Consider the following 24389-nt stretch of genomic DNA (forward strand, 5'->3'; position numbering starts at 1 on the left):
GCAAAAAAGATTGAATGGAGGAACTGGGAATGAAGAGCAAACTAATGCAAATGTTAGAAGAGCGTAAAGAAGAGATGATAGAAATTCGCCGATATCTTCATGAACATCCTGAACTATCGTTTGAAGAAGAAAATACAAGCAGATATATCGAAGAATTTTATAAAGGAAAGGATGTCAAGGTAGATCGGAAAGTGGGCGGCGGCAACGGGTTAATCGTGACGATTACAGGCGGAAAGCCAGGGAAGATGATTGGATTACGCGCTGATTTCGATGCTCTGCCAATATTTGAAGAAACAGATGTCCCGTTTAAATCGAAAAATCCAGGTGTCATGCATGCCTGCGCTCATGATGGACATACAGCCTATCTCATGGTTCTGGCCGATTGTTTAATCCAGTTAAAGGATGAAATTCCCGGTACAATTAAAATTATCCACCAGCCTGCAGAAGAGGTACCGCCAGGCGGAGCAATCGGCATGATTGAATCTGGGCTGCTTGATGATTTGGACAATATTTTCGGTATTCATTTACTGCCAATGGGACCTTCCGGGGTTGTTGGCTATAACAGTGGATACGTCTTTCCTGGACGTGCCTACTTTAAATTAAAGGTCCAAGGGGTAGGCGGTCATGGTTCTTCGCCACATTTAGCCAATGATGCGATTGTCGCCGGAGCTCATTTTGTAACGGCTGTTCAAACCGTTATCAGCCGCCGCTTAAACCCATTTGATATGGGCGTCGTCACCATTGGATCATTTGATGGGAAGGGTACCTTTAATGTCATTAAGGATAGTGTGGAAATTGAAGGCGATGTTCGGGCAATGACAGATGAAACCCGGGAGTTAATCGAAACAGAAATTCGCCGTATTTCAAGAGGGATTGAGGAAGAATTTAACGTCACTTGTGAGATGACATATACACCAGACTATCCGCCGCTCTATAATAATCCGGACCTAACGGAAATGGTGGCAGAGATTCTAAAAAATGCAAATGATAAAGATATTACGGAAGTACAGGAATTCCCGAAATTATCACCATCAGAAGACTTTGCACACTATGCAAAAAAATTCCCGGCCTGCTTCTTCTACATTTGCTGTACACCAAAAGGAGTAGAAAAACCATACTTCAACCACCATCCGAAATTTGACATAGACGAAGACGCCCTTCTAGTAGCAGCAAAAGCTGTCGGCCAGGTTGTTTGCGGTTATTATGGAATATGATGCATGGGGACGGTTCTTCTGCCTCAAAAAAATGAAGCAGAAGAACAGTCCCCGTGTTTTACTTTTTGTTTAGTCCTCTTTATAAAATCGCTCTCCGGTCTCCGGATTGAAGTAAACGACTAATTTTTTATTGGTGGTTGGATCAATGGATACTTCATTTGTTCGGATGAAGCCTTTAGGTACTTGCTGTCCATGTTTATTCTTGAAGCGACGGTCCCAAATGAGCCAGGAGAGGATGATTAGAATAATCAGGATGAAGATTTGGATGCCGTAAAATCCCAAAATCCACTTCATAGTTTATTCCTTTTCCGCAACAACAGCTGTTCCGTAAGCAACAATTTCACTCATATTCTGTCCGATTTCTCCTGAGTCAAAGCGCATCATAATAATCGCGTTTGCCCCCATTGCTGCAGCGTTTTTCACCATCCGGTCGATCGCTTGTTTTCTGGCATCTTCAAGCATTTCTGTATACTGATTGATTTCTCCGCCTACAAGCCCCTTTAAAGAAGCCATGATGTCTTTACCAATTCCTCTTGCCCTGACAGTTAACCCAAATACAGGACCTAACACTTCTGTTACTTTATGATTCGCAATATTCTCGGTTGTTACGATAATCATACCGATCCGCCCCTTAACAAAAATAATACCTACATGTCTATTTTACTTTCCGTTGGATATAAATACCATTACTTTTTAGTGTGCAAGGGGCCAGTTCTTCTGCTGAAAATTGAAGCAGAAGAACTGGCCCTTGGTCATTTTTAATAAACGATAACTGGCTGATAGGCACTGAGGTTATTGTATACGGTTTTCATCACGCTTGGCGGTGTGTTGACACAGCCGTGTGATCCTGCCGCAAGATAGGCTTTACTTCCCCAATTTGATCGCCAGCTGGCATCGTGGAATCCCTGTCCGTCATTCGTAAAAGGGGCCCAATAATCAACAGGAGTCTGATAAGTGATTTTTCCGTTTTCTCTGCCCGTTAGGGTGGCATGTGTTTGCTTATAGAGGATATACCACACTCCTGGTGATGTACCATGACCGGTGCTCTGTGTGCCTGTTACGACATTCGTCGTGACGACTAATTGTCCATTTTTGTATATCCAAATTCGCTGCTCGGCAATGGAGACTTCAGCATACGTATCGCCAATGCCATTGTTCGTAATCGTATCATATCCGTAGCCTTCACCTTTCCAGCCCTTACCGTAAATATTGGAGGCGGCAACGGATTTCTCCCCATTTTCAAAAGCTGCCTGAATCCGCGGTATTTCTTTATCAACATTTATAGCCCAGCCATAACCTTTCCCTTTAACCGATATCACCGAACCAGAATGGGTCTTAAAGGAGAAATCTTTATTTAATGTGGATTGTGAATTATTAATTTCAGCGATCTTATTCTTAATATCAACTGCATCATCAATCTTAATCTGCAAATCTTTTGAAATGGACGCATTTTTAATTAATTCGCCGGCGTTTAACGAAAAAACTTTATCCTGAACCCTATATTCAACGGTCTGCGCAAGGAATTCTTCCAGCTTTTTCTGTTGAGTTTTTACAAACTCGCTGTCTTCTTTAATGGGCTGTATGTATACAGGATTAAGGTGGACTTCACCAACATATTCATGCTTTTCGTAGTCCTTGAGAAGACTGGCGACATCATACTGTTCACCGTCAATGCTGTTAGAAACAACAATTTTACCTTGTTCCAAACGAACAACAGCATCTTGAGGCACCTTTAAACTTTGATTCATGGATAGCAGCTTTTCTTCCAACTGTTTTTTCAACGTCTGATTTCGATATTGGTCCTGTTTTCCAGGCATTAATGAATAATCTTTTGCTTTTGAAGACGGTAAAAACGTCCACTGGCTTTTTAATAATTTTTTGACATCGGCCAAATCTTTGTCCGTAAATGCCATCTTCGTATCTTCACCATCTATAATTTGCTGATTGCCGATATAGACCACGTTTTTTAACTCGGTTGTTTTTAACTTGTCAAGTGCTTGCTCAGCACTCAGTCCATTGACTTTTACGCTATTAATCTTGATATTTGAATTAAAGTGGGTTGCCTGATAATAGCTGCCTGCCGCAATGACTGCAAGACCAACGATGATACTTCCTGTGATAAACTTCCAGTTTGCAAATCGTTTTGTTGGATTTGCGCGTTGTTGATTAATTTCATTAATATTTACCGTACTTTCCAAAAAGAATCCCCCCACCCTAGGTAATTTCAGCTATCCATCCTATAGACGTTAAGTATGTTGGTTATGTTTCAAGTTTTACTATTTTTTAACAAAAACATTAAATTGTAACTACTATTCTACTAAATGTAATCGTCAAACATTGTCGTTTTTTGTATGCACGTAAAAAATTCTGGGATAGGAAGGATGGGGAACTTAACCTTTCTTTTTTCATAAAGTGAATTAATGATGTATGGAGGAGTAAACAAATTTGAACCATATTGAAATGATTCCAGGAAGATTGTACGCAGGGGGAAGTATTTCCTCCGATGACTGGGACTTTGTTAAAAGAAAAATATCGGCAATCGTAAACCTCTGCATAACCCCTGATCAGCCTGAATTTGATTTTTCAAGGAGAGTTATGATTTGGTCTCCCATCTTTCTTTGGGTTAAACCAAGTGTGGAATGGTTAGATAATTTGATAAAGCAAATAGACAAGTTGATGGACCGGGGACATCGAGTTCTAATCCATTGCAGGTTTGGCATACACAGAACTGGTTTGATTCTAACTGCTTTTTATATGTACCGATATCGGTTAGATCGTGAACAGGCACTGAGGAAAGTCAGGAGAAAGAAACCAGATGTCGCACCACCGCCCATTTATATGGAAGTATTATCAAGATACGAAAAATTTCTGGGCATAAAGTGATGCATGGGGACGGTTCTTCTGCCTCTGAGGCAGAAGAACCGTCCCCATGTTTCATTTAACTTCCCTTAAGCCCTTCCCGTCATGAATCTCTTGAATCCCTTCCTCACAAACTCCGTAGGAACGCCAGGAGCATGTTTCGCAGATGGTTTGAATATCGGCGGGGACGACAAACTTTCGGATGTGCGATTCGATCTCTTCCCAACTCAGAATTTGCCCGATTTTAAGCCCCATTTTCTCTAAAATAGCGGCGTCTCTTTCATATATATGCTTGTCTTCGCAGTGGTATTGCCCGGTGCTAGGGCATTTTTCGCACAAATGGTCAGGTCCATTTACAAGATGAATTAAAGTTGTGGGATTTTTTCTCAAGTTTTCATGCAAACGTGTCATATTTTTCACGTATTCTTCGGAATAGCCCATTCCCCGATAGCCGAGAAGGCAAAAAAGGTGATGACCTCGCAGCCTATACATAATTCTCCTCCTAATTTAATGTTAAAGGTCAACTTGAAATACATTTTGGTTAACATATTATGCGTATTATAACACGTTAAATGATGCACGGGGACGTTTCTTCTGCTTCAAAAGCAGAAGAACCGTCTCCTTTTTTATATTGCTTATGATGCACCAGAACCGTCCCCATGCATCATCTCCTGTTATAATAAATATCATATACTTTTTAGCATATAGGGTGGTTGAATGGGATTTAAGAGACCGAGTTTAGATGAGAAATTAAGTCAGCAGTCTAGTGATATTTTCGTTGGACGCGAGGAGATTTTACTGGATTTTTTTAGGGAGGATAGCCTGGCCCCGCTTTCCTTTGAAACATATAAAGTTCGTTCCTTTTATGGGGTAGGAGGCATTGGGAAAACAGCTCTCAGGAAGGAGATGGTCAAAAGAATCCAACAGAACTTGGATACTGTCGGCATTCTAAATTTTGAAACAAAGGAGCATCAAAAAATTGATAATGCTCTTATTCATTTAAGAAAATCTTTAGGGAAAAAGTACAAAATAAATTTCGCCTTGTTTGACATCGCCTATTCCTTGTACATGAATAAAGCATACCCAAATCTCGCTTTAAATGACTCATCCGCCCCGCTATTAGATGAAAGTGACTTCCTTTTAGATGTCATCAATACAGTAAAGGAAATTCCGGGCATTAGTCTTGTTCCTAAGATATATAACTTATATCATAAAGGCCATAAATTAGTAACTAGGTATTTAAATGAAAGGAAAATGAGCTATCTATCTTTGTTGTCTGATAAAGAAGCATCTGAACTCCTCTTATTGCTGCCGCAAATTTTCAGTGAGGATTTGCTGGAATATATTCAAAAAAATGCCGCTAAAGTTTATATTTTTATAGATACATATGAAGCTCTATGGGAAGACCAGCGTTTAAAAGGGGACGAGTTTTACGTAGATGAATGGATTCGCGAGTGGATTCAAGTCACCCCAGGCATAACATGGGTGATTTTTGGACGGGAACGGTTACGATGGGCCGAGAAAGATAAAGATTGGAATGATGTCATCGTTCAGACGCAGCTAACCTCATTAGGTGAAGAAGTTGGAGCAGAGATCTTACGCCGCCACGGCATTTATCAAGAAGAGGTCATCTCTACGATATTGGGCTACTCTAAAGGGCTCCCGTATTCGATTGAACTTTCCGTCGATTTATTTAAAAGAATTTTAAAAGAAAGGGAACCTGTAAAGGAAGATTTCCAATTTGAGAAAAATGTAGAAAAGCTGTTCACTCGTTTCATGAAATACCTGACAAAGGGTGAACGAAGAGCGTTAGAGTTGTTGGCTCTCACCCGTTCCTGGGATCGCGAGTTATTTACACTGCTTGTGAAACAATTTGATATTGGCTTTTATGCGGATGATTTTGATGACCTTATTCATTTTTCTTTTATAAAGATGGGTGCTGAAGGAAGATGGGAAATGCATTCTTTGATGCGTGAAAGCTTGCGCGACCATATTGGTAATCATAAATTTATGGAAGGAAACCAGTTTTTATTTCAATATTTTTCATCACTGCTAAGTCGATATGAATTTAAATCAACGGTAGAAAAGCCCTCTTTTTGGCTGGATGAATCATTTTTTCATGGGTTTAGTTTGGCGGTGAAGAATTTGATGCCGTTAGAGGAGTTTGTGGAATGGTTCAGAGCGGAGGACTCGAGATTTTTTAATTACGGTAAGTGGGAGGTTTCCATTCCCCTGCATCAGCAGCTAATCAACTATCTTGACCCGATGCCAACAGACAAGGCAGGTCAGGTATTGGCAATCATTGTATATGACTTGGCCTTTATATATTTTAAACAAACAAAATATCAAGAAGCGGAAAAGCTGTTTAGAAAAGCAGTTGATCTTGCTGAGAAGGTATACGGGCCAAATAATAGCTTTACAGCAAAAACCTATTATGGCTTGGCTACCATCTTTCACAATCAGGGAAAATATGAGGATGCGGAGCCTTTATATTTAGAGTCATTAAGGATTAGGGAGCAGGTCTTGGGAGCAAATCACCTTGGCGTTGCGTTATCTGCCAACAACCTTGCGACACTTTATCAAGATATGGGCAGACTGGAAGAAGCGGAGCCTCTCTATTTAAAATCAATCGAAATCCGAAAAAGACCGGAGAATTTTGATGAGAGAAAGATTGCCGCAGCATATATCAGTCTTGTCTATTTTTATCACCATAAAAGGGAATACGAGGATGCGGCAAAGATGGGGCTTGCGGTGATTAAGTTTGGTAAAAAAGTCTTTGGTATGACCCATATTAACTTTAGTCAGGCTCTAAATCATTTAGGGAACGTATACATACGGCAAGGAAAGTATCGGAAAGCGCAAAATCTTTATCAAAAGGCTTTGCAAATCGTGGTTGGAAATTTGGGGGACTCCTCCGCGGAAGCAGCAAAGGTCTATCACAATCTTGCCGTGTTATCCTTTTTATTAAGTAAGCAGGCAGCCGTAACCGGATATATGGAAAAATGTCTGGAAATAAAGAAAGAAATCTATGGAGACGCTCACTTTCGTTATCTTCAATCAGTAAAGGTCCGTGAACAAATCGATCATCAAGACATTATCCCAGACGGTGTGTATCTTGATTTTTAGGAGTGATTTCATGTTAAAAGAACCTAGCTTTGTCAGGGATGTTCCTTTACAATTTTCCGAACCGTTAAAGAAAATTCCTGATGGGATAAAATATATTATTATTCATCATGCCCAGGAACGGGGCTGGGATATTTATAAGACCCACCACTTTCACCAAGCGGTACGTAAATGGAGTGGAATTGGCTATAACTTTTTTATAGAAGCAAACGGAGAGATTCTGAAGGGGAGAGGTTACCATGTAGGCGCCCACGCTTATCATTATAACGAAGTATCCCTAGGTATTTGTCTTACTGGAGATTTTGATGTCGACCATCCGACAAAAGAGCAATTATCGTCAGCGAAAAAACTTTGTCACTATTTAATGAGCGAGTTCAATATCCCTGTATCCGATGTTTTAGGTCATCGCGAGTTACCTGGCACAACCAAGACCTGCCCAGGGAAAAACTTCAATATGGACCAATTCCGAGAATTCATCAGTAAAAAATGATGCAAAGGGACGGTTCTTCTGCTTCACGAATCAGAAGAACCGTCCCTTTGTTTCACACCACTTTAATATAAAAATAAATATCCTGCCCAACCTTTTTCGGTTCGGCCAGAAGTTTATAGCCGTGTTTGACGGCTTCCTCCGGCACACTTCGGAATGATTGCGGGCAGTCTGCGATGACCTGTAATACTTCCCCGATTTTCATAGACTTTAGCGCATCCAGCGCATAAATGACAGGGTATGGTCATGGCTCGCCGCGAATGTCTAAAGTGTAGTTAACATCCATCACCTGTGACATGGATTACGCCTCCTTTGTAACGTGAGAAATCCGTTCTTTCTTTTCGTGTTTGATTCCAGTCCCATAACGGAACCTCTTTTCCCACCAGTTTGAAAGTAAAAACCAAACAAGCAGCATAGCCATTGTACCAACCAGGGCTCCTGTAGGTCCCCATTGTTCAATTAAGTTTACCTTCGGCCAATTTTCCCCAAGGGCATGAAAAATCCCAAGGTGGTCCCAGCCGTATGCCAAGAAAGTAGCTCCGACGATATTTCCTGCACCGACAACCCAGAATAACAATTGACCTTCCATTGCCCGGTACATCATGCCGGTTTCACAGCCGCCAGCCAGAACAATACCAAATCCGAATAATAGCCCGCCAATCACAGTGCTTGGAGCAGCAATTTTGATGAGAGCAACAGAGCCGGTTTGAATGTAGATAAATGTTATCACGACACTAATCATCATGCCGACGGCAATGGCTTTTGACATAACGGCACGTCCGCTGATCCATAAATCGCGGAAAGCAGAAGTGAAACAAATTTGTCCGCGTTCAATGAGAATACCGAACAAGGCCCCCGCTATACATGCAACCGCCAAAAGAGTTTTGCCTGCTGCGAAAAAGTAAAGGATGATACCAATATAAAGACAAGCAAAGACTACACCCAAGATAGGCTGGATGTTCCTTTTTTGATCATGCTCGGTGACAACTGGATTCATCGTTCCTTTCGTCAGTGTTGGTTTACCCCGCCACCACTTTGTGTTCACAACCTTAACGCCAAAAAAGGTCCCGATTGCAGTGGCAGCCATAAAAATCCATGAATGAAATGAAAACTGAGGGACGCCCGTGAAAAAAGCGGCCAAGTTACAGCCAAGAGCGAGTCGAGCACCAAACCCTGCAATAATTCCGCCAATAAATCCTTGTACCAACCGTCGTTTTTGTTTCGGAACCCGGATTTTGAAGCTGTTGCTTAGGAGGATTGTAATGAGTGCGCCAGCTAGCATCCCAATGACAATCCAGCCATCTGTCCGGCTGACGGGAGTCCCTTGAAGACCGACCAGTTGAAAATAGGCCCAATCGGAAACATCGACACCGAACCATCCTAAAATATGTCCGCCCAATCTTGTGAATTCCCCAGTGACGGCCCAAACAGTACCGGTAATGCCAAAGTACAATGCACTTACTAATCCTGCAATACTGATAGCTACATAGGGATTCCAATATTCTTTGAAGATTTTTCCATAAAGCTTCATAAAGCTGCAACACCCCTATCATTATTTTTTTAAAAAATACTTACACAAAACAAAAATGCCGAGGAATTTTCCAGGCATTTTTTAAAGGACGTATATCATTAATGTTACTGTTTTCTGGTAATTATGCAATACAATATATAGATATATCCGATTGAAAACTATCGCATTAATCAATAGCGATGCATGGGGACGGATCTTCTGCCTCATGAGGCAGGAGAACCGTCCGAGACCACTGAAAAATACATCCTACGAAACTGGAGCGCTATTTTTCTTAGGCAAAACGGAGTACCTAAGTGACATATTTTTACCGGTGCGACACTTTTCTTGTGCCCACGGGCAGAATAGACCGGTTTATTTTTACCGTCGCGGCACTTTTCTTGTGCACACAGGCAAAATAGACCGTTTTATTTTTACCATTACGACACTTTTCTTGTGCCCACGGGCAGAATAGACTGCTTATTTTTACCGGTGCGACACATTTCTTGTGCACACAGGCAAAATAGACCGTTTTATTTTTACCATTACAACACTTTTCTTGTGCTCATGGGCAGAATAGACCGTTTTATTTTTACCGTCGCGGCACTTTTCTTGTGCCCGCGGGCAGAATAGACTGCTTATTTTTACCGGTGCGGCACATTTCTTGTGCACACAGGCAAAATAGACCGTTTTATTTTTACCGGTGCGGCACTTTTTCTTGCACTCAGGGCAGAATAGATGGCTTTTTAAAAACATTCTACCCTCAACCGAGGACGTTTTGTCTTTAAGACCCCTACTTTGGAGTATTTTTCAGCGATCTCGAACCGTCCCCCTGTTTCACTAAATTTATGCAACGATTTTTGGATAATCAAAGTCGTATTATATAGAAGGCTTTTCGAGGGAGTGTGTGCTGCTTGGCTTTAGAGAATGACGAATATAGAATCGATAGTCCGGGTGAATATACGAAGTTTTGTGAGATGGTGGGTCCCGAAGCATTTCGCTTGGCGCTGTATTGGACTAGAAATAGGAGTGAAGCAGAGGATGTCGTACAGGAGGCCTTTCTTAGGACGTGGAAATCAGGGAAAGGTGTACGCGTTAATCTAAAGGGCTGGTTCTTCCGGGTATTGTGGCATGTATTTCTTGATAAAAACAAAACCAAAAATCGAGAGATGCTGCACGACCGGGATTGGGAGCAGGCAGATGCCTATTCTTCCTACCAGAGAATCGAAGACCGCGAGGAGATTGACTGGCTTCTTCAAACGGTTTCTGAGGAAGACCGCCATCTGCTTGCGATGCATTATTCAGCAGAATTAACCTTCCGGCAGATTGCAGAAATTACAGGAATGCGGGATGGAACGATTAAGTCGCGGATTCACCGGGCGCTTAAAACGATAAGGAAGCACATGCCTAAGGAATACACTCATCATTTTGGTAAGGAGCGGGCAAATCATGAACAATGACGATAAAAGGTTTGCGCCAGTTAGCAACCCCGAGGATATAGAAGTTGAAAACATACTAAGAAACTATTATCAGAAAGAAATCAGTGAATATCCTGATTTTGCAAAAATGGCAGAACGGGCGATGGCAGAGGGGGATACATTAAAGACGGAAAGTACAATAAAAGCAAAAGCCTGGTATCTTACTGCTAAAAGAACGATATTAACTGCCGCTGTACTAGTATTGATATTGGGTCTTCTGAAATTTAGCTTCTACGCCATGCCAAGGTGGGAAGCATTTGCTTATGCTGCCGTCCAGTCAGTCCCATTTGCGGAACACCTCATTTCCAAGCAAGATGTAGGATTGCTTCGGGAGGCGAAAAAAGGGAATATTCAAGCTCAGGAGCTGTCGGCAACCGTTGATGGTTTTCGTATCGACATCGTCGGAACCTATGCAGATAGCAACCGTACGGTTATCTTTTTTCAACTGAACCCGCCCCCTGCTGATTCAGGGAGCTGGATGCCGGAGAGTATTAAGCTGGTAGATCAGTTTGGAATGTCCCGTTATAACTCTTATAGTGTAAGCATGGATTCCGATACCAATAAAGGAATGATTGAATTTCCTGCTGCGCCGGCTTGGCAGCGAGTATTGGGTGTCAGGTTCCATCTGGAAATAGGAGTCCTGAATTGGACGACAGCTGATTTTTCAAAGGAAAAGAGTGGACCTTGGACCATGGAGTGGGTCCAGGAATGGCAGGATGCAAAGGAAACGATTCATCCGGCTGCGGTTGTGTCTAATGAGGAAGTGGAAATAAAGCTAAAGAAAGTCACCTTGACCCCGAGTTCAACAAAGCTCGACTATACTGCTGAATTTAAAAAGTCAGTGGCACATGAAAATTTGGAGATGTATATTGAAAAAGCCTCAGATGGCACACGTTATGAATTCCTTTCCGCAGGATTTAGAACAAGCGGGTTTTCCAAGGCTGGAACGGGGGATATCCTGTTTCCGCCGCTCGAAGGAGCAGGAGAATATCGGTTTGTCATCAAGCGGACAGACGGAATTGCAGGAAAATGGGTCCTTCCGTTTACAATACCGAAATGATGCACGGGGACGGTTCTTTTGCCTCATGAAGCAGAAGAACCGTCCCCGTGTTTCTTTCGTATGCATTTTACTGGAAATTACTACCTGTTCCAACGTAAAATAGACCTAACTACTGGATGAGGTGATAGTTTTTAATTTCAACTAGGCGTCTAAATAGATGTCTTAATTTTTCGAAAAAGGTGTCCATACATAATGAGAGGTTGGTTGGATGACTAGGAATAAACAGAAAAACGTTAAACTGGCCCGAGTTAATATTCTTTTCGTAATTGTGTTTTTGTTATTTTCTGCCCTTATTTTTAGGATGGGTGTGGTGCAAATTGTATATGGTGAAGATTATCAAAAAGAGATTGCACGAACTGATAATATTACGGTTAATCACCCCGTTCCAAGGGGGGAGATTTATGACCGATTTGGAAGGCCAATTGTCAGCAATTTGTCGGTTAATACCATTTCCTATACCAGGGATGTCAATATCTCCAATCAGGAAGTGCTGAAGGTTGCACAAGAGCTAGCAAAACTAATAGATAAAGATACTGATAAATTAACAGAGCGGGATTTAAAGGATTACTGGATCTTAACGCGTCCGAAGAAAGCTGAACAAAAGCTCACATCAAAAGAAAGAAATAATAAGGATTTGACCAATAAAGAATTGTACCAGCTGCAGCTAAAAAGAATTGATCCGAAAACAGATTTGGCTGAAATCAGGCAAGAGGAGCTAGAAGTTGCAGCTATTTATCGTGAGATGGCAGGCGGCTATTTCTTAACGCCACAAATCGTCAAAAATGAAGATGTTCCATTAGAAGAACTGGCTGTCGTAAGCGAAAATTTGGATCGTCTTCCAGGCGTTGATGTCGTTACGGATTGGAAGAGAGAGTACCCTAATGGGGATATCTTTCGTTCTGTTTTAGGAAATGTTACGTCTTCAAAAGAAGGGCTTCCCGGGGATTCACTAGATTACTATCTTCCGAGAGGATATAGCCGCAATGATCGTGTGGGAAAAAGTCAAATTGAGTTATTATATGAGGATGTTTTAAAAGGACAGAAAGAAAAAATCCAATACCAGACGGATAGTTCCGGAAACATCATTTCGAGCAAGGTAATGAGCGAGGGGAAGCCAGGCAAGGACTTGGTGGTGACAATCGACATAGAATTGCAAAAGCGAGTGGAAGAAATTCTAGCGAATGAACTGATGTTCGCAAAGATCAATGGCGGAGGGCCATTCTTGGATCGTGCCTTTGTTGTCATGTTGAACCCAAAAACAGGGGAAGTTCTATCCCTGGCCGGGAAAAAACTAGAGCAAAAAGATGGGAAGTGGACAGTGAATGATTATGCTTTAGGGACCATTACCTCTTCCTATGCCATGGGTTCTGCAGTAAAAGGCGCTACTGTATTAACAGGTTTTAAGACAGGCGTGATACGGCCAGGTACCCCGATCCTGGATGAACCGCTAAACATTCAAAGTACACCTATCAAAAAATCGTATACCAACATGGATGTGATTGACGATTTAACAGCTCTAAAAAGATCATCGAACGTGTATATGTTTAAAACAGCCATAAAAATGATGGGGACAGAATATTACCCCAATATGAAGCTGCCTGGAGGCACAGAGGTTTTCAAAACCTTTAGGTATTATTTTAACCAATTTGGTTTAGGAGTTAGGACGGGGATCGATTTGCCAAACGAGGCAACAGGTCTTCCGGGGGAAACTTCCATACCAGGTAAAGCTTTGGATTTTGCAATTGGACAGTTTGATACCTATACCCCTATTCAACTGGCTCAATATATTGCCACGATTGCCAATAATGGAAATAGAATAAAGCCAACTATAGTAAAAGAAATTCGCGAATCCACAACGGAAAAAGAGCTTGGACCCGTTTTTTCGTCCCTAGAGCCAGTTGTTCTGAATCGCATAGATATGGAACCTATTCATATAAAAAGAGTGCAAGAAGGATTAAGGAAGGTTTACCAAGAAGCTGGAGGGACTGCTACATCTTCCTTTGCTGAAGAGCCGTTTCGTTCCTATAATATTGCAGGGAAAACAGGGACAGCAGAAGCATTCTATTATGACCCAATCAAGAAAAAACTCATTACCGATAGACCCACTTATAATTTAACATTGGTCGGTTATGCACCATTTAATGACCCAGAGATTGCCTTTTCCATTGTCGTTCCCAATACACAAACAGATTCCCATCCAGTAAATAAAAAAATCGGGCAAGGAATACTAAAAGCATATTTCGATTTAATAAGCGCCAAGTAAGATATGTGGGGGCGGTTCTTCTGTTTCATCATAAAACAGAAGAACCGCCCCCATATTTCGTTAATTTTCAAAAAATATTGACTTCACTTAAAATTAGCTTATAATAAAAGAAAACGATTTAGTAAAACGTTTTCCTAAAACGATTTCAGAAAACGTTTTACCGAAATGTGGGTGGTAAGTTTCATGAGCGTAACAATAAAAGATATAGCGAAAAAAGCAGGGGTGTCCATTACTACTGTTTCTAGAATCATGAATAACAAATCAGAAGGAATTAGAAAAGAAACCTGTGAAAAGGTCCTAAAAGTAATAGAAGAGTTAAATTACAAACCTAATAGTATTGCTAGAAGCATGATTACCAAAAAAACTAATACGATTGGGCTAGTGATTCCCGATATACGAAATCCTTTCTTTCCTGAGCTTGTCAGAGGGGTTGAGGATGTAGCAAACAATGCTCAATATACCGTCTTCTTATGTAATACTGATAGCTCTCATCGAAAAGAGACAGATTATTTAACCATTATGAAAGAAAAAAATGTAGATGGAATTATCTTTAGTGGACCTCAAGAAACTCAAAGTAAGGAATTCTATCAAACTGTGCAAGAATATGAAATACCTGTTGTTTTATTAGACCGCGGTCAGGAGAATCGAGATTTTGGCGGCGTGTATATTGACAATGAGAAAGCAGGGTACCTGGCGACCAAACATTTACTAGAGTTATCCCATCGCAAAATTGGGTGTATTACAGGACCTGCTAACATTCCCAACTCAAACGAACGTTTCAAGGGATATACGAAAGCACTTTCGGAGTTTCAAGTTCCGATTGATGATTCGATAATCATAACAGGTAATTATCAAATGGAAGGGGGGTATCAGGCGGCAAAGACATTATTGAAAGAAAAAGATGTTACAGCTATTTTTGCATTTAACGATTTAATGGCATTTGGGGTTTATCAAGCAGCAGTAGAGTTAGGAATCAATATTCCTAATGATTTATCGGTTGTAGGTTTTGATAACTTAACCTATAACCAATTACTAATTCCCAAACTGACAACGATAGAACAATCTGCATATAAAATGGGGGAAATTGCTGCCACGATGTTGTTTGATCAAATCAACAACAAAAATATCAGTAAGGAACAGGTTTTTATGGAACCAAAGTTAATTATCAATGGCAGCACGAAAGAATTTTCATAGGGAGGGCTTAAGATGAAAAAAACGGTAATAATTGACACCGATCCAGGGATTGATGACGCTATAGCAATTTTTCTAGCTCTAACGTCTGACAAATTAGATGTGAAGTTGATTACCACAACTGCTGGTAATCAAACGATTGAAAAGGTGACATCGAATGCGTTAAAGCTCGTTAACTTAACCGGAATTAAAGGGATTGAAATAGCAAAAGGTGCTACAAAGCCCCTGATTAAGGAACTGTATACGGCGGAAGAATTCCATGGCGAATCAGGCATAGGGGGGGTGATTTTACCTGAGGGTGAGCAACAGGCAAGCGAGCGTACTGCTGTTGAAGCAATGAAAGATTTAATTGTTCATTCTAATGAAAACGTATCCATTGTAGCGATTGGCCCGTTAACAAACGTGGCAAACCTTATTACTGCCTATCCAAATATTACGCACAAAATTGAGCAAATTTCGATTATGGGTGGTGCATATGAGGGTGGAAATACAACCCCGGTTGCCGAGTTTAACATGTATGTTGACCCGGAGGCAGCACAGATTGTCTTTAAATCCGGTATTCCAATTGCCTTATTTGGATTAGATGTAACCTATAAAGCAGTCCTATTCAATGAAGATATTGAACAAATCAGGAGCATTGGAAATCGAATCAGTGATGCAGCAGCGGAAATGCTTGAATTTTATGCAAAGGGCAGAACAAACGGGCTGCCGATGCATGATGCCTGTGCAGTTGCCTACCTCATTAAACCGGAGTTATTTACGTTTATTCCATGTAATGTACAAGTTGAAACAAAAGGGGAATTTACTTACGGTCAAACGATTATTGATAAAAAGAGACTGACAGATCGTCCGATTAATGCAAATGTAGCTTTTGAAGTAGATCGGGAGGAACTTTCCAACATGATCTACGCTTCACTTAAATCATTCTAAAAAAATTACACCTACAACAAAGGGGAGAAAACCTATATGAAACGTGGACTAAAACATGACTTCTCATTAATTGCTATTATGTTAATTCCTATCGGTGTTGGTCTAAACGTCGTTATTGCTCAGTTGGTACAGATTTTAAGGCTTCCAATTTGGCTCGATGCCATTGGGACCATTGTTGCCGGTATGATTGCTGGACCTTGGGTTGGATTAGTAACCGGTGGTGCTACGAATCTCGTAAAATCAATCTTTACGCCAACTGAACTGCCATTTGCGATTTCATCCATGGCGATTGGATTTACAGTAGGTATGTTATCTAAAAAGGGTATGTTTAGTAATTTTGGTAAAACAATCGGTGCTGGTCTTATCGTAACTGTTATTGCTGTCATTATTTCTACTCCGATTATTGTTTGGGTTTATGGCGGTATTTCCGGGAGCTCTGCATCTGCTATGACTGCTGTGTTACTAGCATCTGGCCATCGTTTAGTACAAGCTGTTATTACTTCTATGGGGCTGCTTGAACTGATTGACAAGACATCCTCTGTCATTATTGCTTACTTAATAGTCAACAAAATGTCTGACCGTTACTTGTCCAAGCATAACTACGCTCAATCATTTATTAAAAGCAACAAAAAATCAAAAGCGGCTTAATCTATGAAATGGATAAGAATCTCAGCCCGGGGATACTGGGTTTGAGATTCTTATAAAAATAAGGAATACATTAAAGGAGGGAGAATGGAAATGGAGAAAAAGAATGCCGTTCTTAGTTTATATCCGACTACAAAACTACTGATGATTCTTTTATTCGCAATTTCTGTTTTTATAATTCCTAACTATCTATTTGGCTACGCAATCTTCTTTGTTTGTTTGCTGATTGCAGCTATAGGAAGTGTAACAAAGGAATTTGCCAATTTAACAATCAAAGGATTGTTCAGTTTATCAGTTCTTATTTTTGTTTTACAAAGCTTTTTCTACCCTGGTACACATGTATTATGGGAATGGAGTTTTCTCGCCATTACACAAGAAGGTGTTGATTTTGCTTTAGGTCTTACTTCTAAAATCATTGCCGTAGGGTCTTCGCTCATTCTATTTTTCAGGATTACCCCTGTTAAAGACTTTGTTTATTCATTAGAAGTTCTAGGATTATCACCTAAAGCTACTTATGTTGTGTTGTCTACATTAACGATTATTCCTGAAATGAAAAAGTCATCTCAGATTATAATGGACGCGCAAAAAACACGGGGAGTAGAGACGGAAGGAAGTTTAATGGTGAGATTAAAAGCACTGCTCCCAATGATTACTCCGCTAGTATTATCGTCTGTTGCGAGCACGGAAGAACGGGCAATGGCGCTTGAGGCAAGGGGCTTCACTGTAAACAAAAGAAAGACAAGCATTTACAGCATTGAAAAAACGGGAAGAGATTCGTTTATCAGGGTAATGTTACTAGTCATCTTGATTTTACTAATAGTTTGGAGAGTTGCCTTATGAGTTATATTGAAATGAAAGGAATCTCATACAAATATCCAGTTGGCGATGGAAAAGTATTAAAGGATGTTAACCTTTCGTTGGAAAAGGGCAAGGTCTATGCCTTAATTGGCGCGAACGGAAGCGGAAAAACGACGATCTGTAACCTGATTCGCGGCTTTATTCCCCATTTTTTTAAAGGCGATTTGGATGGGGAAATGCTGATTGAGGGGAAAGATATCCGTGAATGGGAAATGGGCGATCTTGCTCAAAAAATGGGGTACATCTTTCAAAACCCTTTTACACAAATAAGTGGTACGAAAGATACTGTATTTGAAGAAATAGCGTTTGGATTAGAAAATTTACGAGTGGAAGTTCCTGTCATAAAGGAAAGAGTAACAGAAATTATCAAGTTATTCGGTTTAGAGCCTCTTCAAAATAAAGATCCGCAACAGCTGTCAGGCGGGCAGCGCCAGAGAGTATCGTTAGCATCAGTAATGGTAATGGATCCGGAAATATTAATTATCGACGAACCAACTTCGCAGTTAGATCCGCAAGCGACTGAGGAAGTTTTTAAAATAATAAATATTATGAAACAAAAGGGTAAAACAATTATTCTTGTCGAACATAAGATTGAACTGATTGCGGAATACGCCGATTGGGTCATCCTTGTGGAGGATGGGAAGGTCGTTATGGAAGGGAAAACAAAAGATATTCTTTCTGACATAAAGACTGTGAACCATGGCGTCATGCTGCCGCAATATGCGCTATTGGGCTATGAGATGCGAAAAACCGGCCGTCTAAACGAAATCCCAATTACCGAATCGGAAGCAATAACAGTGTTTAATAACTGGATCGTGGGAAAGGAGGAGTAACAACATGGCATTTTTAACATTAAATAATATCACTTTTGCTTACCCAAATGGATTTACAGCCATAGAGAATGTCAACATGTCCTTTGAGAAAGGCGAAGCTGTTGCCATTGTCGGTCAGAATGGAGCAGGAAAAACCACTACTGTTAAATTAATCAATGGGTTACTAAAGCCCACCGAGGGTGACGTCGTAATCGACGGCTGGAATACGAAAGACTATACAACTGCGCAAATTTCGCGAAAAGTAGGCTATGTATTCCAAAATCCTGATGATCAAATTTTTAATAGTACGGTTTATAAAGAGATTGAGTTTGGTCCGAAACAACAAGGACTATCACCGGAAGTAGTAAAAGATCTTGTATTAAAAGCGGCTGAACTTGTAGGGGTTACGAAATTTTTAGAAGAAAATCCATATGACCTGCCATATTCATTGCGAAAAATGGTCACCATTGCAGCTGTAATTGCGATGAATACGGATGTCATAATCCTTGACGAACCTACTGCCGGTCAGGATTATCCTACCATGATTCGATTAGGGGAAATTATTAAACATTTGATTCAACAAGGAAAGACGGTTATTACGATTACACATGATATGGAATTTGTCGTGAACAATTTTGAGCATGTCATTGTCATGGCAAATAAACGGAAGATTGCAGACGGGAATAAGCGGGATATCTTCTGGGATCTAGAAACGTTAGAAAAAAGTATGTTAAAGCAGCCTCATATTAGCCGGCTAAGTAATTCTTTAAAATTTGGCAATCAAGTATTAACCATTGAGGAAATGGTTGAAGAGTTAAAGGATGCAAAGAAAAGCGGCCATGTTCAAAAAGATAATTATGGGGTGGTCGTGTGAGTAAGGTATTAGTAATTGGCAGCCTAAATGTAGACCTGGTTACCCATGTTCCACATCTCCCAAAAGCGGGGGAAACGATATCGAGTGAAAAGTTTCAAACCAATTTTGGCGGGAAAGGTGCAAATCAAGCTGTTGCCTTAGCAAGGCTTGGCGCCGATACCACGATGATTGGCAAGGTCGGAAATGATGATTATGGCCAATCACTGCTTAATAATCTAAAGCAGTCCGGTGTGAATACATCGTCTATACTGGAGGATGATGGCCCTACAGGAATGGCGTTCATCAATGTCAGTGCTGATGGCGAAAATAATATTGTTCTTGTTTCGGGTGCAAACCATAAGCTTCAGACCTCAGACATTAATCAAAATAGAGTCCTTATCGAACAAAGCGATATCATTATTATGCAGCTGGAAATACCGCTTGAGGTTGTCGAGTATGTACTGGAGCTTGCTTTTGAACTCCACAAAAAAGTCATTTTGAATCCTGCGCCCGCGCAAAAGCTGACGAAAGCTATGTTAGAGAAGGTACATACTCTCATTCCTAATGAAACGGAGTTGCAAATCTTAACGGGTATGCCTGTCTCAAACGAAGCGGAAATTTTAAGTGCCGGGTATTATTTAAAAACATTAGGCATCGAGAGATTAGTCATTACAGCCGGAGAAAAAGGAGCCTATGTCATCAACGATGAAGGCGAGTTTCATGTACCGGCCTTTAAAGTAAATGTCGTAGACACAACTGCCGCTGGAGACTCGTTTATAGCCGCATTTATCGTTGCCGAGACAAAGGGCTTAAGCGATGAAGAAGCAGCCCAATTTGCCAACAAAGTATCATCGATTGTCATAACAAGAGAAGGCGCACAATCCTCCATTCCAACCTTGGAGGAAGTGTGATGCATGGGGACGGTTCTTCTGCTTCAAAAGCAGAAGAACCGTCCCTTTTTTACATTGCTTTTTGATGCACCAGAACCGTCCCCGTGTTTCACAACAGATATTTGGAAATAACTAGATATGGGAGGTTTCGAGATGCCGAATTTAAGATATTTAGAGCCGACGGAGCTGCTTGAGAAAATTTATGCTACGCTTTGCTCAGAATATGAGGATGCGCAGCATTATGAAAGTGAGCAGGATCAAAAGGAAATAACAGTCACAAAAAAACGATTGACCAAAAAAATATTTAATGAATTCGTTGTGGATGAAGAGTATTTCCTAACGATGAAGAAAGAAACGTTTAAAGAGAGATATCAATTGTATGAGGCAGATTTAATAAGGATGATTCAAGAATGCAGCGAAAATAGGATTGATTATGAGACGTTTATTCAAATCATCGATGACCTAATTGCCAGTGCGAAATTTCGACTCCAAGCATTTGAGCAGCTTTCCGATGAAATCCAAAAATTACAGGAAGAAGACGAGCAGGACGAGGAGGAAGGAGAATGATGCATGGGGACGGTTCTTCTGCTTCAAAAGCAGAAGAACCGTCCTCGTGTTTTTGTTAGCTTCCAACTTTGATACAATCATAAAAGCAGCAAAGACAAGGGGAAGCAAATGACAACAACCAAAACCTATCTAAAAGAGTGGCAGCAAGCCCTTCTAAATGAGATTAATCACCTAAAAAAGTACGGCGGAAGCCGCTATATTGTGACAAATGGCAGGTTGTTATCAAACGATGACGCCTACAGCTATTATTTTGATACAGCCATTCCATTAAGGATACCCGTTGGTTCGACGATAAAGTTGGAATGGGGCGCGATGAAAAGCAGCGGAAAGGTGCTTTCTTCCGAGGGCAGGGGAGTCATCCTGGCATTGGAGCAAAGCTTTGGCGACCTCATTTCCGATGCTTTTTTGCTGCATGATCCCTGGGAGCTGCTCGAGCAATTAATCGAACGCTTGGATGAAATCAAAAAAAACAAGCAAAAGCGGCTGAGAGTAAAAAGATTGATGAATCCTTCGATGGAAACCAAGCATCCGGCAGACAAGATTAAGAGCAATGTCCACGAAGTGGTGTTGCGGTCAAAATACAATCCCGTCACGTTCGTCTGGGGGCCGCCCGGAACCGGAAAAACCTACACCTTGGCCAGAACGGCGGCCAACAAATATTTTCAGCAGAAAAAAGTGTTGATTCTGTCGCATAGCAATCAAGCTGTCGATGTCTTAATGGGCGAACTGACAGATTTTATTAAAAGGAAAAACCGATTCCGGGAAGGGGATGTGCTTCGCTATGGTGGTGGTGGCGGTGAAGCGCTATCGGCCCATCACGAAATTACCACAGGTCTGCTCATTGAAAAACAGGATCCGCTCCTAGCCCAGGATCGAGAGAGACTAATAGAAGAAAGACGTAACTTAAAGCAGGATTTGGCCTATTCTTTTAGCAAACGAGATTCGGATCATCTACTGGAACTTGAAACACAAATTGCGAGACTTCTGGAAAAAGTCCGGAAGAAAGAAGTCGAATTTGTAAAAGAGGCGTTCATTATCGGGACGACGCTGGCAAAAGCGGCCAGTGACAGCGCCGTTTATGACCAGGACTATGACGTAGTCATCCTCGACGAAGCAAGTATGGCTTATGTGCCCCAGGCTGCTTTTGCCGCTGCGCTGGGTCATCGGGTAATTATTTGCGGGGACTTCAAGCAATTGCCTCCGATTGCTTCAAGCCGGGACCTGCTTGTGGCCAAATGGCTGAAAGAGGATGTGTTCCATCATGCTGGGGTTGTGGAATCCCTGAACGAAGGACAGCTTCACCCGCAAGTTTTTTTATTAAAAGAACAGCGGAGGATGCACCCCGATATTTCTGCTTTTACCAACAAGTATATCTATCATTCACTGGTTGGAGATCATGAGAGTGTCTATAAAAGCAGAAACAGAATCACAAGCCATGCTCCTTTTAAAGAGCAGGCTGCCGTGCTTTTGGATACAAGTTTCACGGGCTTACATTGTATGAGTGATAAAACGACTAATTCAAGATTTAACCTATGGCAACTGCTATTATCTTTTCAATTGATTCATGAAGCTTACCTTGACGGGACTAAATCGATTGGGTATGTAACACCATACCGGTCTCAGGCGAATCTTATGGAAATGCTGCTTGAAGAGATTTACACGAATGAGCTCGGCCAAGCAGATATTATTGGGGCCACTGTCCACCGATTCCAGGGCAGTGAACGGGATGTGATGATCTTTGATACCGTCGACAGTGCCCCGCAGGACCGGGCTGGAATGCTCTTAACCGGAAAGGACAGTGAACGCCTGATTAATGTCGCGATTACGAGAACGAAGGGGAAATTTCTTCATGTCAGCAACAGAGATTTTATCCAAAAGCATGTGTACTCTGGAAAAACTCTAAGGCAGCTCGTTGATTATCAGGTCAGGCGCAATCAAGCGGTCACGACGAAGGAAATTGGTTCATGGATTCGCAGCCAACACCCCAAATTAAGGTGGATTCATGCACTAAAGCTAGAAGCTGTCTTTCGTGACTTGAAATCGGCCAAGTCGTCGATTACTATCTCCTTTCCAGAAGGGACTGAGTTATCTGAAGAATGGAAGGAGCAGTTAATGAACAGGGGAGAGCGGGTGAAATTAACCCTTATTTCAGACAAGGATAAGAACCTTCCGTTTCCGTATGTCATGGTAGACGAAAAGGTTTTGTGGCTCGGACTCCCGCTCGAAGGAGCCAGAGAAATCCGGCCCCCATATGTGGCAGCTAGACTAAGCTCAAGCAAAATTTGCGAATACTTGTTAAAACAGAAATGATGCATAGGGACGGTTCTTCTGCCTCAAAAGCAGAAGAACCGTCCTTTTTTCGTGCGATTGATGCACAGGAAACGTCCCCACATCCCAACGCATTTGATGCACAAGAACCGTCCCCATGTTTCATTGTTTAAATAGTCTGAAATATGTCTAAACTGTTGGTGTAAATTATATTTTTGAGGTGGTAGTTTGAAGAAGTTAATAGGTTTTAGTGTGTTGACTGTTGCTTTGGCAGCGGGGCTTGGGTATGCGGTGTTTTGGGAAGATAAAGATGATGCAAAAGATCCTGGACAAAAACAGGGTTCCTTACAGCAGGATGCGAGCGAGGTAATGAATAAGGCTGTCGAGGTTGCAGTATCCAATGATGGCAGTGTGAATGCCAATCATTTATACATTCCTTGGACGATTAATAAAAATGGTGGTTTGTTTTTCTTAAGCCAGCGGGAAGGGTCGGTCATTCAAATAAATGGAGACCTCGGCTTGGTAGATGTCCAGAATGTAAAGACCTCTGAGAAGATCTTCAATAAAGGGGAAGGCGGTTTCCTCGGGTTTACGTTAGCACCTGATTTTGCCACAACAAAGAAAGCGTTTGCTTTTCACACTTATCAGAAAGACGGCAAGACCCTGAACCGGATTATTTCACTCAAGCTTGAAGATAAGACTTGGAAGGAAGATAAGATCCTGTTGGATAAAATTCCTGGCGGCGAGGTTAATAACGGCGGCCGAATCAAAATCGGTCCGGATGGCATGCTGTACGCGACTACAGGTGATATTGGCAAATCCGCCAATGCCCAAAATCTTGACAGCTTAGCCGGAAAAATATTAAGAATGACCGTGAATGGGGATATTCCAACTGATAACCCATATAAAAATTCTTATATTTACTCCTATGGCCATCGTAATCCACAGGGATTGGCGTGGGATAACGATGGAAATCTTTATAGTTCAGAGCATGGTGAATCAGGGCATGATGAAATAAATTTGATTCAAGCCGGGAAAAACTATGGCTGGCCTGTTGCACAAGGAGATAAAGAGGTACAAGGCATGATAAAGCCGATTCTTCAATCCGGGGATCAAACGTGGGCGCCATCAGGTATGGCTTTTAATGATGGAAAGCTCTTTGTTGCTTCCTTAGCCGGAAAGAAAATCTTTACGTATGATCTTGCCAGCAAGAAATTTGAGGAGTTTTATAGTGAAGCAGGCAGGTTAAGGGATGTGCTGGTCGATCGCAATGAATTGTATACAATTACCAGCAATCGCGACAAACGCGGAAATCCAACCGATAAAGATGATCGGTTAATTCATATTTCCTTAACAGAAAAAGCATCTGCCAACTAAAAAAGGT

The 24389-nt window shown here is 41.4% G+C and carries 23 protein-coding genes; 17 read left to right on the top strand and 6 right to left on the bottom strand.

Annotated features, from left to right (window positions below):
* Window positions 1-29: 29 nt before the first annotated feature.
* Complete coding sequence (locus QNN06_RS02440; RefSeq protein ID WP_284036896.1) at window positions 30-1214, top strand: amidohydrolase; 1185 nt, start codon at window positions 30-32, stop codon at window positions 1212-1214.
* A 69-nt stretch (window positions 1215-1283) separates the two neighbouring features.
* Here QNN06_RS02440 and QNN06_RS02445 read toward each other — a convergent pair whose 3' ends face one another.
* The 3 genes from QNN06_RS02445 to QNN06_RS02455 all read right to left on the bottom strand — a co-directional run bounded on the left by QNN06_RS02445 (window position 1284) and on the right by QNN06_RS02455 (window position 3412).
* The gene (locus QNN06_RS02445) at window positions 1284-1508 is read right to left on the bottom strand and encodes a hypothetical protein (RefSeq protein WP_213120753.1); all 225 of its coding nucleotides are present in this window, start codon (window positions 1506-1508) and stop codon (window positions 1284-1286) included.
* A gap of 3 nt (window positions 1509-1511) precedes the next feature.
* Window positions 1512-1832, bottom strand: coding sequence for a YbjQ family protein (locus QNN06_RS02450; RefSeq protein WP_213120752.1), 321 nt, complete (start codon window positions 1830-1832; stop codon window positions 1512-1514).
* Window positions 1833-1972: 140 nt separating this feature from the next.
* Window positions 1973-3412, bottom strand: a complete 1440-nt coding sequence (locus QNN06_RS02455; protein WP_284036897.1) for a L,D-transpeptidase family protein — start codon at window positions 3410-3412, stop codon at window positions 1973-1975.
* A 247-nt stretch (window positions 3413-3659) separates the two neighbouring features.
* Here QNN06_RS02455 and QNN06_RS02460 point away from each other — a divergent pair, with 247 nt between their 5' ends.
* Window positions 3660-4097: a protein-tyrosine phosphatase family protein gene (locus QNN06_RS02460; protein WP_217034362.1), complete on the top strand. Its 438-nt coding sequence runs from the start codon at window positions 3660-3662 to the stop codon at window positions 4095-4097.
* Between the two features lie 51 nt (window positions 4098-4148).
* Here the strand turns inward: QNN06_RS02460 and QNN06_RS02465 are convergent, their stop codons facing one another.
* The gene (locus QNN06_RS02465) at window positions 4149-4565 is read right to left on the bottom strand and encodes a DUF1284 domain-containing protein (RefSeq protein WP_284036898.1); all 417 of its coding nucleotides are present in this window, start codon (window positions 4563-4565) and stop codon (window positions 4149-4151) included.
* A gap of 225 nt (window positions 4566-4790) precedes the next feature.
* Here QNN06_RS02465 and QNN06_RS02470 point away from each other — a divergent pair, with 225 nt between their 5' ends.
* Together QNN06_RS02470 and QNN06_RS02475 are read left to right on the top strand one after the other, a co-directional pair.
* The gene (locus QNN06_RS02470; RefSeq protein WP_284036899.1) at window positions 4791-7199 is read left to right on the top strand and encodes a tetratricopeptide repeat protein; all 2409 of its coding nucleotides are present in this window, start codon (window positions 4791-4793) and stop codon (window positions 7197-7199) included.
* A gap of 10 nt (window positions 7200-7209) precedes the next feature.
* On the top strand, window positions 7210-7686 hold the full coding sequence (locus QNN06_RS02475; protein ID WP_284036900.1) for a peptidoglycan recognition protein family protein: 477 nt from the start codon (window positions 7210-7212) through the stop codon (window positions 7684-7686).
* A 52-nt stretch (window positions 7687-7738) separates the two neighbouring features.
* Here QNN06_RS02475 and QNN06_RS02480 read toward each other — a convergent pair whose 3' ends face one another.
* Together QNN06_RS02480 and yedE are read right to left on the bottom strand one after the other, a co-directional pair.
* Entirely contained in the window at window positions 7739-7915 is a 177-nt protein-coding gene (locus QNN06_RS02480) for a sulfurtransferase TusA family protein (protein WP_284037878.1), read from the bottom strand.
* Window positions 7916-7984: 69 nt separating this feature from the next.
* Window positions 7985-9214, bottom strand: coding sequence for a selenium metabolism membrane protein YedE/FdhT (gene yedE, locus QNN06_RS02485; protein ID WP_213120745.1), 1230 nt, complete (start codon window positions 9212-9214; stop codon window positions 7985-7987).
* 890 nt (window positions 9215-10104) lie between these two features.
* Here yedE and QNN06_RS02490 point away from each other — a divergent pair.
* The 13 genes from QNN06_RS02490 to QNN06_RS02550 all read left to right on the top strand — a co-directional run bounded on the left by QNN06_RS02490 (window position 10105) and on the right by QNN06_RS02550 (window position 24382).
* On the top strand, window positions 10105-10650 hold the full coding sequence (locus QNN06_RS02490) for an RNA polymerase sigma factor (RefSeq protein WP_284036901.1): 546 nt from the start codon (window positions 10105-10107) through the stop codon (window positions 10648-10650).
* The gene (locus QNN06_RS02495; protein ID WP_284036902.1) at window positions 10640-11728 is read left to right on the top strand and encodes a DUF4179 domain-containing protein; all 1089 of its coding nucleotides are present in this window, start codon (window positions 10640-10642) and stop codon (window positions 11726-11728) included. Before QNN06_RS02490 ends, QNN06_RS02495 begins: the two co-directional genes overlap by 11 nt.
* Before the next feature lie 208 nt (window positions 11729-11936).
* On the top strand, window positions 11937-13991 hold the full coding sequence (locus QNN06_RS02500; protein ID WP_284036903.1) for a peptidoglycan D,D-transpeptidase FtsI family protein: 2055 nt from the start codon (window positions 11937-11939) through the stop codon (window positions 13989-13991).
* 183 nt (window positions 13992-14174) lie between these two features.
* The gene (locus tag QNN06_RS02505; RefSeq protein WP_284036904.1) at window positions 14175-15185 is read left to right on the top strand and encodes a LacI family DNA-binding transcriptional regulator; all 1011 of its coding nucleotides are present in this window, start codon (window positions 14175-14177) and stop codon (window positions 15183-15185) included.
* 12 nt (window positions 15186-15197) lie between these two features.
* Window positions 15198-16112 (top strand): nucleoside hydrolase, encoded by a 915-nt coding sequence (locus tag QNN06_RS02510; protein ID WP_213120740.1) that lies wholly within the window; start codon window positions 15198-15200, stop codon window positions 16110-16112.
* A 36-nt stretch (window positions 16113-16148) separates the two neighbouring features.
* A complete protein-coding gene (locus QNN06_RS02515; protein WP_213120739.1) occupies window positions 16149-16760 on the top strand; it encodes an ECF transporter S component in 612 nt (203 codons plus the stop codon).
* Window positions 16761-16850: 90 nt separating this feature from the next.
* Complete coding sequence (locus QNN06_RS02520) at window positions 16851-17597, top strand: energy-coupling factor transporter transmembrane component T (protein WP_213120738.1); 747 nt, start codon at window positions 16851-16853, stop codon at window positions 17595-17597.
* The gene (locus QNN06_RS02525) at window positions 17594-18448 is read left to right on the top strand and encodes an energy-coupling factor ABC transporter ATP-binding protein (protein ID WP_213120737.1); all 855 of its coding nucleotides are present in this window, start codon (window positions 17594-17596) and stop codon (window positions 18446-18448) included. Before QNN06_RS02520 ends, QNN06_RS02525 begins: the two co-directional genes overlap by 4 nt.
* 4 nt (window positions 18449-18452) lie before the next feature.
* Window positions 18453-19301, top strand: coding sequence for an energy-coupling factor ABC transporter ATP-binding protein (locus QNN06_RS02530; RefSeq protein ID WP_284036905.1), 849 nt, complete (start codon window positions 18453-18455; stop codon window positions 19299-19301).
* On the top strand, window positions 19298-20191 hold the full coding sequence (gene rbsK / locus QNN06_RS02535; protein WP_217034385.1) for a ribokinase: 894 nt from the start codon (window positions 19298-19300) through the stop codon (window positions 20189-20191). Before QNN06_RS02530 ends, rbsK begins: the two co-directional genes overlap by 4 nt.
* 132 nt (window positions 20192-20323) lie before the next feature.
* The gene (locus QNN06_RS02540; protein WP_217034387.1) at window positions 20324-20737 is read left to right on the top strand and encodes a hypothetical protein; all 414 of its coding nucleotides are present in this window, start codon (window positions 20324-20326) and stop codon (window positions 20735-20737) included.
* Between the two features lie 108 nt (window positions 20738-20845).
* The gene (locus tag QNN06_RS02545) at window positions 20846-23047 is read left to right on the top strand and encodes a DEAD/DEAH box helicase (protein WP_284036906.1); all 2202 of its coding nucleotides are present in this window, start codon (window positions 20846-20848) and stop codon (window positions 23045-23047) included.
* A gap of 186 nt (window positions 23048-23233) precedes the next feature.
* Window positions 23234-24382 carry a PQQ-dependent sugar dehydrogenase gene (locus tag QNN06_RS02550; RefSeq protein ID WP_213120733.1) on the top strand — a complete coding sequence of 383 codons (1149 nt, stop codon included), beginning with the start codon at window positions 23234-23236 and terminating at the stop codon, window positions 24380-24382.
* Window positions 24383-24389: the final 7 nt, after the last annotated feature.

Source organism: Neobacillus sp. 114 (assembly GCF_030127045.1).
Taxonomy (GTDB): domain Bacteria; phylum Bacillota; class Bacilli; order Bacillales; family Cytobacillaceae; genus Neobacillus; species Neobacillus rhizophilus.